Annotated in this window: 9 protein-coding genes; 1 reads left to right on the forward strand and 8 read right to left on the reverse strand. The window is 58.1% G+C overall.

Annotated features, from left to right (window positions below):
- Positions 1-43 precede the first annotated feature (43 nt).
- The 7 genes from M017_RS0106135 to M017_RS0106165 are packed head-to-tail and all read right to left on the reverse strand — an operon-like array spanning position 44 to position 10,426.
- The gene (locus M017_RS0106135; protein ID WP_031496602.1) at positions 44-763 is read right to left on the reverse strand and encodes a DOPA 4,5-dioxygenase family protein; all 720 of its coding nucleotides are present in this window, start codon (positions 761-763) and stop codon (positions 44-46) included.
- Positions 764-808: 45 nt separating this feature from the next.
- Positions 809-2,725, reverse strand: coding sequence for a DNA mismatch repair endonuclease MutL (gene mutL, locus M017_RS0106140; protein ID WP_031496605.1), 1,917 nt, complete (start codon positions 2,723-2,725; stop codon positions 809-811).
- Complete coding sequence (locus M017_RS0106145; RefSeq protein WP_031496606.1) at positions 2,726-4,432, reverse strand: TolC family protein; 1,707 nt, start codon at positions 4,430-4,432, stop codon at positions 2,726-2,728. It lies immediately after the preceding gene.
- A gap of 1 nt (position 4,433) precedes the next feature.
- Positions 4,434-5,693 carry an ABC transporter permease gene (locus tag M017_RS0106150; RefSeq protein ID WP_031496607.1) on the reverse strand — a complete coding sequence of 420 codons (1,260 nt, stop codon included), beginning with the start codon at positions 5,691-5,693 and terminating at the stop codon, positions 4,434-4,436.
- 5 nt (positions 5,694-5,698) lie between these two features.
- Positions 5,699-7,399 carry an HlyD family secretion protein gene (locus tag M017_RS0106155; protein ID WP_031496609.1) on the reverse strand — a complete coding sequence of 567 codons (1,701 nt, stop codon included), beginning with the start codon at positions 7,397-7,399 and terminating at the stop codon, positions 5,699-5,701.
- A gap of 9 nt (positions 7,400-7,408) precedes the next feature.
- On the reverse strand, positions 7,409-8,713 hold the full coding sequence (locus M017_RS0106160) for an efflux RND transporter periplasmic adaptor subunit (RefSeq protein WP_080507537.1): 1,305 nt from the start codon (positions 8,711-8,713) through the stop codon (positions 7,409-7,411).
- Positions 8,714-8,716: 3 nt separating this feature from the next.
- A complete protein-coding gene (locus tag M017_RS0106165; protein WP_031496613.1) occupies positions 8,717-10,426 on the reverse strand; it encodes an efflux RND transporter periplasmic adaptor subunit in 1,710 nt (569 codons plus the stop codon).
- A 100-nt stretch (positions 10,427-10,526) separates the two neighbouring features.
- Here M017_RS0106165 and M017_RS0106170 point away from each other — a divergent pair, with 100 nt between their 5' ends.
- Positions 10,527-12,605 carry a pyrroloquinoline quinone-dependent dehydrogenase gene (locus tag M017_RS0106170; RefSeq protein ID WP_031496615.1) on the forward strand — a complete coding sequence of 693 codons (2,079 nt, stop codon included), beginning with the start codon at positions 10,527-10,529 and terminating at the stop codon, positions 12,603-12,605.
- Here the strand turns inward: M017_RS0106170 and M017_RS0106175 are convergent.
- Positions 12,602-13,963, reverse strand: coding sequence for a methyltransferase domain-containing protein (locus tag M017_RS0106175; RefSeq protein ID WP_031496616.1), 1,362 nt, complete (start codon positions 13,961-13,963; stop codon positions 12,602-12,604). The two genes, M017_RS0106170 and M017_RS0106175, sit on opposite strands and share 4 nt — an antisense overlap.
- Positions 13,964-14,018 lie beyond the last annotated feature (55 nt).

Raw genomic sequence — 14,018 nt, forward strand, 5'->3', positions numbered from 1 at the left:
AAAGCAAAGGGCGCAGACTGGAGTCTGCGCCCTTTTTCAATTGCTAAGATTCCAGCTTGATCGTCGGCTTCGTGTTCGGGAAGATCTTCTCGATCTGCGACGAACCATCGGCGTTCTTCGGTGGCTTCTTCATCCCATAGGCATTCACCGGCTGCGAGCGATTCACCCACAGTGTGTAGTACAGATGATCGGCGCGCGGGTCGTCTGTATTCGGGTGCAACAACACCGTCAGCCCCAGGCTGTTCAGTTGTAGCCATGGCACCAAAGTCGGCAACAGATCGTTCGTGAAACCAAAGTAGAAGGACGGAGTTACATGTGGCCCGCGCGGCTCGAGATTCCAATTGCCCAACTCCACCGGAAAGCGCTCAGCCGACCACTTGCGCACCAGCGCCGCCTTCTCGTAGCTGTCCTCATCAAAGTAGAAGTGCGCGTGATAGCTCTTGATGTCGGTATAGGGCCGGGGAGCTTTCGGCAAGCCACCCTCTTCTCCCGGACGGACACCGCGCGGCCGGGTTGTCGCCTCTTTATAAGTCTCGTAGCCCCAGGGACTCTTGCCTTGATCGCGCGGAGGAACGATCGCCTGATAGCGAGGGTCCGCACTCGTGATCTCGTCAGCGGCCAAGACTTCCCCGCTTCCCAAAGCAGCCGTTACCAAACCACCAGCCGCAAGAATCAGATTCCGCCGCGAGGGCGCAACCAGATCTGCCCAATACTGGTCAACATCTGTGTTGGGAACAATCTTTTCTTCATCGTGGTCAGCCATGCAACATCTCCTTGCCACATAGCATACCAAATCCATAGACAATGCTCAGATTCGATGAAAGCCCTTCAGAATGTCCCGTGTGGAGTAGCGTAAGGCAATCGGCCTCCCGTGCGGACAGGCCATCGGATACTCGCACTTGGCCAGTTCTAACAGCAGATAGTCCATCTTCTGCTGGTCGAGCGGTGTATTGATCTTGATCGCCGCGCGGCAAGCGACGCTGGCGGCAATGTTGCGGCGCAGGTCTTCCACCGAAGACTTGCGCAACTCCGTCTCTGCGATATCGAGAATCTCATGGATCGCCTTTTCGATATCCCCTGGCCCCAAGCCAGTGGGCGCGGCCTGGATCGCGATGGTCCGGTTGCCGAAGGGCTCGGTCTCAAAGCCGGCCCGCGCCAGTTCTTCAGCGATCCGGGCATACTCCAAGTGCTGCCCCACGCTGAGCTCCATCACCATAGGCATGAGAAGCCGTTGCTGCTGCGCTTCTCGGCGGGCAAACTGCCGCAGCACCTGCTCAAACAGAATCCGCTCATGCGCCACATGCTGATCGATGATCCACAAACCATCACGGCCGGCCGCGATGATGAAGCTGTTGTGGATTTGCCCGATCGGCCGCAAATCGCCGAGTGAACCCATGCTCTCCATCTCCGTAGCCGAAGCAACGCCTGGCGGCAAAGGACCATGCGTATCGGGAATCCGCATCCGCGCCGGTGGCATCGTCGCTTGCGGAACGTCATTGAAGTCAAAGCGCTGCGGAGGCCCCGCCGGCAGGTCGAGCCGGAAGTTCGGAAGCGTACGCGGCTCTGGCGGCGGCCCGTCCGGAAACGGAACTACCATCTCCGAGTAGTCGGGTGCGGTGTTCTCGATCCGCTGCGTGAACTCGCTAAAGGGCAGCGACGAGGCGGGCTGCGTCTGGTAGCTCGGCAAGGGCAGGCTCGAGACTGGCTTCGATTCCATCAATTTGCCGCGAACCGCATCGCGCACAAAGTCATGCACAAAGGAGCTATGGCGAAAGCGAACCTCGGTCTTCGACGGATGGACATTCACATCGACTTCGCCAAAATCGCAATCGAGAAACAGCAATGCAAAGGGATAGCAGGCCGGAGGAATAAGGTTGTGATAAGCGCTGGTAAGAGCATGCAGCAACAGCTTGTCACGAATCAGACGCCCATTCACAAAGAGATAGATCGAATTGCGGTTCAGCTTCTGGATGTGCGGCTTTGAGACAAAGCCCGACAATGAAAACTTCTTCTGCTCCCCTTCAGGCGTTGACAGCGATTTGGTCTCGGGGCCGAACTCCACCAGATCTTCGAGAATGCGATTCCCAAACACCTGAAAGACCCGTTCGAGCGCCGTACTCACCGGTGTCACCCGCAGCAATTCGCTCGGGCCATGATGCAGTTCAAAGGACTTGTCTGGATGTGCGAGGCTGTAATGCGTCACCAGCGAGGCAATGTGCGCCAGCTCGGTCTGCTCGCTACGCAGAAACTTCTTGCGCGCCGGGACATTGAAGAAGAGGTCGCGAATCGTGAGGATCGTCCCGGCAGCGAGTCCCGCGTCCTCACACTTGATCATCTTGCCGCCGCTGATCTCGACTCGTGTCCCGCTCGATTCGTCGCGCGAATGCGTCTCGAGAGTCAGCCGCGACACCGAACCGATCGACGGCAGCGCTTCCCCGCGAAAGCCGAGCGTGCCAATGCTCTCCAGATCATGGACAGAGCTCAATTTTGAGGTCGCATGACGCTCAAAGGCGAGCATCGCATCATCGCGCATCATGCCCGACCCGTTGTCGGTGATGCGGATGAGGCGACGCCCGCCTGCTTCAATTTCAACCCGGATATCAGTCGAACCGGCATCGAGAGAATTCTCGAGTAATTCCTTGACGACGGAGGCCGGACGCTCCACCACTTCGCCAGCAGCGATCTGGTTGGCGACTGCGTCCGGCAGTACTTTGATTTTTCCCACTCAGTTCGTACTAATACCACGCTCCGTCAGAAGGGTTCCGCCGCGGCGATAGAGGTTCAGCAAATTGCGCCGGTACTGCACGCTCTGCGTCACCAGATCACTCTGCGCCTGGGTCAGGGCATTCTGCGAATCAAGCAGGAAGAACAGCGTGATCGTGCCGAGTTCATAGCGCTTCTGGTCGGCCTCGACACGCTTCTGCGCGAGGTCTGCAGCGATCTTTGCGAGATCGACACTGGCCCGGCTATTCTCCACCTGGTTGATCGCCGTCAGCACATCGAGACGGACGTTCTGTTCGACTACGCGCAAGCGCAACTGGTCGAGCCGCTTGCTCACCACTGCATCGGCGTAGTTTGCCGAAGCATTGCGATCCTTGATCGGAAGACGAAGCTGCACGCCGCCGCCGATAATCGGATAGCCGAAGCCCCACATCTGGCCGAGCGCATCGCCGATCCCCCCCGGAATCGTCGATACCACCGGGCTGGTGGTGCCGTCCGGATTGAAGATATTCTGCCGTTGGATGAAAGGACCACCACGGCCCTGGATCGAATAGTTGCCAAACAGCGAGAAGTCCGGCTTCAGGCTGTCAGAAGTCACTTTGATGCCGATCTCGTCGATATCCAACTGCTGGCGCTGATTCAGCAAGTCCGGCCGCAGGCGGATCGCATCGGCCACAATCGATTCCTTGTCAAAGGGAGTATTATCCGTCGGAGGCAGCACCGATTCCGTCAGGATGATCGGAAGTTTGCGCAGTTCCGGATCGAGATCGATTCCCATCTGGCGGCGCAAGGCATCCTCAGCCTGTGCCAGGCGATAACGCGCCTGCGTCACAAGAATCTCAGCGCGGGCATAGACGGCTTGCGGCTGGTAGATTTCGAGAGCCGGCAGGGCGCCTAATTCCAGTTCGCGCTGTGCGCGCTTCAGACTGGTGTCGGCCAGCGCCAGCGCCTGCTCCTGCACCTTCTGATTCTCGCGCGCACCAATCACGTCCCAATACGCGTTCTCCGCGTTGGTCAGCAACTGCTGCAACTGGTCCTGGAAGGCATACTCGTTGGCCCGCAGACGGGACTTGGCAAGTGTGATCGGAGCCCGCAGGATCGACAGGTCGCGGCCACGCCACAGGGGCTGGGTGAAGGCCAGATTGAGGTTCGACGAATAGGCTGGGTTCAAGCTGGCAAAGGTGCTATTGGTGCTGTTCTTGCTCGCCCCATAGTTCACGCTGTACTGCGTGCCGGTGGGCGCCAGTTGCGACCAGTTCAGCGTTAAAGGCTGCGACAGGGTGGACACGGTCGTGGCTCCCGCCAGGGCGTCTGTTGCAGCGGTTTTGGAGCGTGTGCTGCCAAAACGCCCGACAAACTGCGGGTCGTACATGGAAAAGGCGCGGGTGATTGCGTTCTTCGGAATCTCCAAGGACAGCCGCTGGATCTGGATGTCCGTGTTGTTATTTAACGCGAGTTCCAGATACGCCTTCAGCGATAGCTCGAGCTTCTCGCCGACAACATGATCCTGCAACCGCACCGGCCCCTGAAGTTCAAACTTCGGAGTGTCCCGGCGGAAGATCGTCGCAAAGTAATTCTTGGTCCCGAATTGCGGGTAAGGCGAAAGCTCGGAGGAGTCATTGAAGACATTCGGAGCAGTGGTGGTAGTAGTGGTGGTCTGCCCGAACACACAGCAGCAGAGCAACACAGAAGTGCTAATAGTACGGAGCATATTATTCGTAGCGAATGGCCTCAATAGGATCCAGTTTGGCGGCCTGCATGGCCGGATAAATACCGAAGACAAGTCCGATGCCGACCGAGACGCCGAAGGCAACGACAATCGACGAGGTGGTAACAACGGTCGACCATCCGGCCGCCGTCGCGATCACCTTCGACAGCGTAAAGCCAAAGGCAATGCCGATCAGCCCGCCGAGCATCGAGATCAGCAAGGCTTCCATCAAGAATTGCCGGACGATGTCGACTTGTCTCGCGCCGATGGCGCGGCGGATGCCGATCTCCTTGGTGCGCTCGAGCACCGTCGCCAGCATGATGTTCATGATGCCGATGCCGCCCACCAACAGAGAAATGCCGGCGATGCAAAGCATCACGACGCTGAAGATGAAGGAGGTGCGGCGGCGCTGTTCGAGCAAGCCCGCAGGCACGATCGTGTTGTAATCGCCCGCATCCTTGTGGGTGGAATCGAGTAGCGATCGGACAATACCCGAAATCTCGATCGAGTCCGCAGTCGGCAACACCCGCATGTAGATGCCGTCAATCTCGTCTTTCAAAAAGCTGTTGTTGTCTTCAAAGCGCCGCATCACGGTGTTCAGCGGCGAGATGATGAGATTGTTGCGGTTGGAGACTTCAGCGCCTTCCGAATCCGAATCTGCCGTCGCCTGTTGCGACAACACACCGATCACTTGCAGCCAGGTGTCATTCACCTTCACAAACTTGCCCACGGCGGGCTCATAGCCCAGCAGATTCACCTTCGCCGTTTCGCCCAGCACGCACACGGGCGCCGAAGTATCGTTGTCCTGTTCGTTGAAGAAGCGGCCTTCGGTCACCTTCAGGCTGTTGATAATGAGATAGCTTGGCTCGACGCCAATCAGCAGCGGTGTCTCGGCCGAGGTCTTCGGCAACACCTTCAATGGCTTAAAGCGCTTGCGGGGAGTCGAAGCTTCGAGCCCCTGTACATTCTCTTTGATCGCGCGGTAGTCGCGGAAAGTCAAGCCGGGCGAAACCAGACGGCGCGCCTGCAACTCGTTGCGGTCCACCGCTTCCTTCGCCTCGACAATGATGTTGTTCACACCGAGCAAGTCGATGTAGCTCATCATCTCCTTCTGTGCGCCGGCTGTGATGGACAACATGGCCACCACCGCGCCCACGCCGAAGATCATGCCCAACATCGTCAGCATGCTGCGCAACTTGTGCACGAGCAGGCTGCTGAGGCCCATGTAAAGCTCGGGCAAAATGCCCTGGAAAATACCCTTCATGGCGCTTACATGCCTCCCTTGCCGCCAGGCAGCGCGGCAGCCGCACCACCGCTTTTCTGGTCACCCTTTTTCTTGTCACCCGGCTTTGCTTCCGGGTCCGCCAGCGCGATGGTTTCCCCCACCGCGACCCCACTGGCAATGATCATGACGCTCTCGCTGCGCTTCAAAGGCTTGATCTCACGCGGCTCAAAGCGATTGCCGTTCTTCACGTAGACGATCTGCTTGCCGTCCTTCTCAAAGACGGACTGGATAGGCACATGGATCGCATTCGGCACCTTGTCGACGACGATTTCCACGTCAGCCAACAGACCGGGGCGTAACAAAACGTCGAGTTGATTGTCTTCATCAGGAGGAACTGGGAGCCGGGCGTTGTCGAGATCTTTCTGCGACACCATGATGCCCCCCACATTGAACAGTCCCGCAAGGCGATGCCCGCCGCCACCACTGGATGCGGCAATCAATCCAAGCTTCTGCAGATCCGCATCCACCTTGGCGTTGACGGCCTTGCGCTCTTCTGGACGGAGTTCCGCCAGCACCTTCCCATTGGCATACTTCGCCACCAGTTCCTTGCGCTTCTTGGTCAATTCATCGGCCACATTTCCATCGGGCGCTGCGCTGGCATTTGTCTGGAGCGGGGCCTTGTGCCGATTCGTTTCGGCCTGCGCGAGAATCCGGCTGATCTGGGTCTCGTTTGCCCCCAACGCCTTCAACAATTGGTGCATCTCAATCGAGAACAGCACATCGAACTTCTTAGCCGGGTCTGCGCTGAACATATTGGAAGACGCGGTGCCGCTCAAAGACTTGATCTTGCCCGTAAATTTCTTGTCGGGCAGCGCATCAAGGTGCATCGATACATCCTGGCCTTCCGTCAGATTGGCGCGGTCTAACTCGCCCACCTTCGCCACCACCTCCAGCTCCGAGAGGTCGAGGATGTCAGCCACCTGCATGCCGGGTTGCACTTGATCGCCTTCGCGGATATCCGGCAAGGTCATCCCGAACATCATGACCGTCGAACGGTTCGGCTTGATCGCCACCAGTCCGCTCATCGGGGCAATCAACTTCACCTGGGCCAGACGTTGATTTTCACGATTCAATTCAAGCGTCGCTTTATTGCGCTTCTCTCCGAGTACGGCCAGTTCAGCCTGCGCCTGCTCCCGGCGGCTCTTGATGTCGCTTTCGAGCTGGGCTAAGCGCCGCTTGGATTCCTCGAGCGTCAACAGATTCTTCTTCGCGTCAATTGCGCTGATCAGCTCATTACGCTTCACTTCCAGTTCCGCACGCCGGACAGCGTAGCGCGAGCGCAGCAATTCCACCTGATCCTGGTTGTCGCGAATCGCCAGATCGGCCTGCGCCTTCTTTACTTGCTCATCGATTTGATCGAGTTCGAGCTGCTTTTCTTCGAGACGCGAAATCACTTCGGCGTCGTCAAACTCAACGATCAAATCCTTCTCGCGCGCCATGGAACCAAGCGTGGCGAGTTTGGTCACTTGCACCGTACCAAACAGATTCGGTGCGGTGAGCGTTGCGCTGCGAACCGCGCGCAGTTCCCCGCGCGCAAAGCTTCGCACCACCACATCTCCTTGCTTCACCTTGGCGGTTGCTGTGGTTTCCTGCCGCTGGGGCAGTTGTTGGTACACGCGGAAGGCGGCATAACCCGCCCCCACGACTGCCAACAGGATGACGAGTCTCAAAATCAGTTTTCGCATGGCTACCGTCTAGAGTTTTTTCTGCTTCCGCGCTGCTTCTGCCGGGTTCTCGAGAGTGACGGCTTCGCCCTCTTTGAGACCGTTCAGGACAACAATTTCGTTGTCATTGCGCTTGCCCACTTCAATCAATCGCACCGTGAAGTTCTGTCCGTTCTGTACATATACGCTCGGCTTGCCCTGAGAGCTGAAGCTGGCCCGTGTCGGAATCAGGAGCTGATTCGCATTGCTTTCGATCAGAATCTCCGCTGAGGCACTCATGCCCGGGCGCAGCCGCTTATCGTTGCCAATGATCGTGGCGCGCGCCGGAAAACTCTTTTCCGTCATGCCACCGCCACGCCATTGCACCGAGGCAATCGGGCTGATCCAATCGAGCTTCGCATCGAATTCGCGATCGGGAATCGCATCGACACGCACCTTTACCTTCTGTCCCAGCTCCATCTTGCCGCGGTCTACTTCTTCAAGCTTCAGATCAATGCGCAACTCGGAGAGATCAGGAATCTCGGCGATCGCCGCACCGGTCCAGGCGCGGTCGCCTTCCTTGAAGGGAGGCGGGCTCGATCCCCAATTCCCCTGGGTGCGGAAATTCGGCAACAGGTTCACGATGCCGTCGCTCGGGGCGCGCAACACCATATTCGACAGATAGCCCTTGGCGCGATTCACGTCGCGCACCGCCTTGTCCTTGTTCTGCTCCATCCGCTCCATGTCGGCGCGTTGCGTCGCCTTGTGCGTGTTGATGGTTTGCCCCACCTGGCCGAGTTCGCCGTGAGAAATCCCCACATCGATGCGGCTCTTGGCGCCTTCAATCTCGCTCACCACTTCGGCTTTGCTCGCCTCGAGCTTCGAGCGCTCGAGATTGTACTCCGCCGTCATCTTGTTCATGCCATCGAGTTCGGTAACGATCCGATGCGAAGCTTGGGTCTGCACCGTCTGGCTGTCGATGGTGCGGACACTCGTATTGCGCTCGAGCAGATTCTGCTCCTGCTGCGCAGCGTCAAATTCGACCACCACTTCGCCCTTGCGAATCATTTTTCCGCTTTCGGCCAACGTGACAATCCGCAACTCCGGCACTTGCGGCGCCAGGATCGTGGTTGAATTCACACTGCGAATCTCACCACGGGTGCGCACTACAATGCGGAACTCGCCGCGGCGCACCTTCGCCACCGGCACCTCCACCACGCTCGCCTTCTGGTTGTAGTTGTAAGCGGCATAGGCCCCGCCTGCACAAGCAATCACAACCACCGCCATCAGGATCCGCTTGCGCCGGATGCTGCTTTCCGTCATTCCAATACGGATCTTTGGTTTAATCTCTGACATCCACTACCCCTTGTTGTCGGCCGGCGGCTTGTCGAGAGCAATCACCTCGCCCGTCTTCAATCCCTTTACCGAGGCCACCAGATATGATTCCAGTCCCACTTCGATTTCGCGGCGATTCCACGCCTCGCCCTGTTTGACGTACACAAACTTCTTCCCCGTCCGTTCGTCCTCGAACACTCCGGCCAATGGCGCAATGGTTGCCTCAGCATCTTCCGCCAACACGACATCCACGCTGCAACTCAGATCTGGAATGATGCGCGGATCCATTTTATCGATCCGCAACAGAACCGGAATTTCGCGCACGTAGGTCGCCCGCATGCCACCTGATTTCGGCACCGCAGCAATGCTCACGATATGGGCCGGCACTTCCAGGCCGGGATAGGCATCAAATCGAATCCGCGCCTTCTGGCCCATGCGCAGTCGTTCCCCATCCACCTGATTCACCACCGCGTTGATGATCATCGAGTTCGGGTCCACCACCTGCATAAAGAACTGTCCGGGGTAGAGCTGATCGCCTTCCTGGATCTGAGCAAACTCAGAACCACGGAAGATGTTCTGCATCACCGTCATACCGTCGATCGTCGCCTTTGAGATCATCCGCTCGGCGTTCTGTTCTGCCCGGCGGAGTTCCATCTCGAGCGCCTTGAATTCCAGTTCGGCATACTTCAACTGGGCTTTTTCCTGTGCGTCGATAAACTTACCCTCGGCCAATTGCTGTTGGTACTGCGCCGTCGCTTCTTCCAACGACAACCGAGCCCGCTCCGCGTCGATCTGGCTGAGCACCGGAATCGTGCGCATGTCGAGCTTTGCCTTATCGAGAGCAGCTTTTGCTTTTTCGATATTTTGATTGTGGGTATAACGAGCGAGTTCCAGATTCGCCTTTTGTTGCGCCAATTGCGCCTTGGCGGTCGCGACCGTCGCGTTGTAGTCGTCGAGACGGGTCAGCATGAACTGACGGTCAAATTCCGCGACGGTTTGCCCCTTCCGCACCATCGAGCCCGGCTTCACCAGATTCTGGAGAACCAGATTGAAATCCCCGCCACCACCGCCGCCACCGAGTACGCCATTGAGCTGGCTCGAAGTGGAACCCAGACCGTCCGAACCGAGACTGGAGCTCGACCCGCTCGAAGCCGAGGCCGTACTCCGGTTCGCCGACCCGCTCGAGCCGGAACTCACACGGCTGGAAGCCGCCTTGGTCGCTCCCGAGCCACCAAAAGAACGAGCCGCCGTTCCACCACTCGAGGTTAAAGAACTTGCCGCGCCTGCGGCGGCCGCAGAACCACCGGAACTCGAAGCGCCCCCTCCTCCACCGAGAGCCGGGAGGCTGGCCACCGAAGCTTGATCCATGCCCGCAAGATTAAAACCGGACCGGCCACGGCCACTCCGGTTGCCGCGGATCTGCGGTGCGATCAGCGAATTGAATTTTTCCGCGGCCGTGATGCCAGAAATACGCAAAGACCGCTCCAGGCGTCCCGTCTGTACGGTCGCCGTCCGAACCCCGGCGCGCACCTGCGCCGCCGCGCGATCGATCGCTACCTGTTTTGTCCACAACCAGTAGCCGACCCCGCCGACTACGACAAAGACAAGTAGAATCAACCACTTCGAGGTCGGTTTTCGTTCCTCTTCGTGGACCGAGACCACCACCGGACCTGGCTTGCTACTGGGCGTGACCGGCGCCGGAGTTCCGGCGTCTGGCTGGGCATTGGGCTGCATTGGAATCTACTAATTATGCAAGACGGCGAAAAGTAAAGAAAGGTTAGCCTTGTAGAAACTCCGTGACGCAGCAATGAAATAATGTCCTTGGCTCAATTCCATGCGAACCTTTCTGCTACTTTCCCTACTGGTAACAAACGCCTGGTGCCAATATTCCTCTTGGCCTGCCTTCGGTGGCGGTCCGGGCAATACCCACTACTCTTCGCTGAAGCAGATCAACAAGTCCAATGCCAGCAAATTGAAGGTCGCCTGGACCTACGACGCTGGAGACGCCTCGCGCGACTCCGATATCCAGGCGAATCCGATCATGGTCGGCGGGGTCATTTACACCACAACGGCAAAGCTGAAAGTGATTGCCCTCGATGCCGGCACCGGTAAACTGATCTGGAGTTTTGATGGCTGGGACGGCAAACGCCCTAATCACAAGAATCGCGGCGTCACCCATTGGACGGACGGCAAGCAGGCGCGGATCTTCGTGCCGCTGGGGTTGAAGCTGTACTCGCTCGACGCCCGCACCGGCAAACCCGATCCGGCCTTTGGCCAGGGTGGCAGCATCGACATGCGCCTCGCCTTTGAGGACCGCCCGATCGAAAGCGTCCAACTCAGCGTCAGTACGCCCGGCGTTATTTACCGTGATCTGATTATTCTCGGCAGCTCGGTTGCGGAGAATCTGCCTGCGACGCCGGGTGACATCCGCGCCTACAATGTCCGCACCGGCGCACTCGCCTGGACCTTCCACACCATTCCCAAGCCCGGCGAACCCGGCAGCGAGACCTGGCCCGCCGATGCCCGCAAGAATAGTGGCGGCGCCAACAACTGGGCGGGGCTGGTTGTGGACCAAAAACGCGGCACGGTCTTTGTCCCGACGGGCTCGGCCGCCTTTGACTTCTACGGGGCCGACCGTCACGGCGACAACCTCTACGCGAACACAATTCTCTGCCTCGACGCCGCGACCGGCCAGCGCAAGTGGCACTTCCAGGCAGTCAAACACGATGCCTGGGATCTCGATTTTCCGCAGGCGCCCGTGCTGGTCACCATCCGCAAAGACGGCAAGTGGATCGATGCGGTCGCGCAGGCGGGCAAGGATGGTTACCTTTATCTCCTCAACCGCGACACCGGCGAAAGCATCTATCCGCTTCAGGAAATTCAGGTTCCTGCCAGTAGAGTCGAAGGGGAACTGCTCGCCACCACCCAACGCATTCCCACCAAGCCCGCGCCCTTCAGCCGTCAGGAATTCACTGCCGACATGGCCACCACCCGGACGGAACTCGCCCACAAGGCCGTAGTGGAACGATTGAAGAATCTCGACTATGGTGGCCGCTTTACGCCGCCGAGCACGCGCGGCACTGTGGTCTTTCCCGGATTCTCCGGTGGCGCCGAATGGGGCGGCAGCGCCTTTGACCCCACCACAAACATCTTCTATATCAATGCGAACGAGATGCCCTGGGTGCTGCGACTGGTGCCCACCCGTGTCACGAAGAAGGTTGATACGGCTCGCCGTCTCTACATGAGCCGCTGCGCGAGTTGCCATCGGGACGACCAAAAGGGCGCGCCGCCCGAATATCCGGCAGTCGACAATCTGAACGGCAAGTATACGGCTGAGCAACTGATCGATTTCCTGCGCAAAGGCTCGGGACGCATGCCCGGCTTTGCCAATCTCGGTGATCCGGCGCTTGAGGCGATCACGAATCTGCTGCTCAAGCAAGAAGATCGGGAAAGCGAAATCGCCAGCGCTGGAGCCGCAGCGCCCCGGCTGAAGTACACCATGGACGGCTACAACAAGTTTCTCGATCCGGACGGCTATCCTGCCGTGACACCCCCTTGGGGCACCCTCAATGCGATCAATCTGAACACGGGCGAGTATGTCTGGAAGATTCCGTTTGGGGAATATCCGGAACTGGTCGCCCAGGGTTATCCGAATACGGGTGCAGAGAATCATGGTGGCGGCATTGTCACCGCTGGGGGCCTTTTCTTCATTGCCGCCTCGGCCCACGACCGCAAGTTCCGCGTCTTCGACAAAATGACCGGGAAACTACTGTGGGAGACGCTATTGCCGCAAGGCGGCAACGCGACGCCTGCCACCTATATGCATAAGGGCAAGCAGTATATTGTTGTGCCTGCTGGCGGGGGCCGCGGGCGGGAATCAGGCGGCTCCTTTGTCGCCTATAGTTTGCCCTAGCGCTCCAGCCGCACACTCGTCGCTGCGCTGAAATTACTTTTTGCCGTGCGCAGGCGCACCGGATGCGATCCGGACTCGAGCGAGGGTGGCAGCTTCGCATTCACTTGCCAGGCACCGCCACCCAACTCAATCAACAGATCGATACTCATTGCTTGGCCACCGCATTCCATGGAGACCGTAGCCGGCCCTAAACCTTTTTCCGTCGATCGGAAGGATGCCGACAGGCGTTCGGCGCGATGTCCATGGAAAAGCTGGCTCCCATCCTTACTATTCACAACCCGATAAAGCTCGACGGGGCTTTCGGTGATCTCTCGAGCAACTTCAAAGCGTTGGGGCCGTCTCCTCTCCACTCGCTCTTTGAGCTCGATCACATAGGAATTGGAGTAAGCACTGCCGGGGAATCGAATCTTCACCGCGTGCTCCCCTACCGGCAAGCCTGGAGGCAGGCGCGAGTTTGCTTGCCACTCCCCCTGGGCATTGCAAGCCACAATCATCGGTGCGATCCCAAAGCCGCCAACCTCAATTAAGAGACCATGCCGGTCAACAAACTTTTCACAGTCGAAGTAGATGCAGATGTACTCATCAAGCCCCAGATGAAACTCATTGTTATGGCTTCGATTGTTCACCGCAGCAACTAATACCGGGGGCTGCTCCTGAGGGCATATTGGCGGGGCCTCCCATTTCCGACGGCAGATCAGCCCCGCACGTCCTCCGCGGCTATATTGCAAGGTGACGGAAGCAAAACCAGCCGCTCTGCACAGAGCGAGAAGACAATTTGTTGTCGGTCCAAACCAATTGTCAATCTGGCCGCCCAATTCATCGATTTCATAAAACTCCATCGACACTTGATCGCTGCGCGAATCGGATGAATCGGTGACATAAGATTCGACATAGGCAATGTCTCGCGTCAGAGAACACAGTTGCTCCAAGGCAAGGAGTGGATGACGCAGGTGGTATAGCACGCCGAGAAAGAGGACAACATCGAAGGTTCCCAAGATCTGGGAAGACATTTCATCGACATCGACAATTCTGTAATCAACGCTGGAATCTAAAACCGCAATCATGGAGCTGAATTCGCGATACTCCACACAGTCGATTGCGACAACTTCTGCCCCACGCTTCTCTAACTCGAAACTATTCCAACCCGATGCCGCACCGATGTCTAAAACCCGAAGCCCTTGGAGCTGTCCCGGCACTTCCAGGTCGCGCAGCCGCTGCTGCAGCGCATCGATCGGAATCACCCCAGGGACAATGACCCCATCGGGCAACTCCAGGCTATGATAATTTGTTTGCTGATCGATGGAGGCAACCCAATCACGCACCTTCGCTCGAAACTCTTCGCTCTGCGCCAGACTCATTCAGAAATCTCCCCCCTTATGTCATATCACTCGTTCTGAAATCAAAAATCTTAGC

The sequence above is a fragment of the Bryobacter aggregatus MPL3 genome, from assembly GCF_000702445.1.
Classification (GTDB): Bacteria; Acidobacteriota; Terriglobia; order Bryobacterales; family Bryobacteraceae; genus Bryobacter; species Bryobacter aggregatus.

Bases quoted from the DNA above. Each gene is read 5' to 3' on its own strand.
- M017_RS0106155 (WP_031496609.1), bottom strand. From the start codon at position 7,399: ATGCGAAAACTGATTTTGAGACTCGTCATCCTGTTGGCAGTCGTGGGG.
- M017_RS0106145 (WP_031496606.1), bottom strand. From the start codon at position 4,432: ATGCTCCGTACTATTAGCACTTCTGTGTTGCTCTGCTGCTGTGTGTTC.
- M017_RS0106175 (WP_031496616.1), bottom strand. From the start codon at position 13,963: ATGAGTCTGGCGCAGAGCGAAGAGTTTCGAGCGAAGGTGCGTGATTGG.
- M017_RS0106165 (WP_031496613.1), bottom strand. From the start codon at position 10,426: ATGCAGCCCAATGCCCAGCCAGACGCCGGAACTCCGGCGCCGGTCACG.
- M017_RS0106135 (WP_031496602.1), bottom strand. From the start codon at position 763: ATGGCTGACCACGATGAAGAAAAGATTGTTCCCAACACAGATGTTGAC.
- M017_RS0106160 (WP_080507537.1), bottom strand. From the start codon at position 8,713: ATGTCAGAGATTAAACCAAAGATCCGTATTGGAATGACGGAAAGCAGC.
- M017_RS0106150 (WP_031496607.1), bottom strand. From the start codon at position 5,693: ATGAAGGGTATTTTCCAGGGCATTTTGCCCGAGCTTTACATGGGCCTC.
- M017_RS0106170 (WP_031496615.1), top strand. From the start codon at position 10,527: ATGCGAACCTTTCTGCTACTTTCCCTACTGGTAACAAACGCCTGGTGC.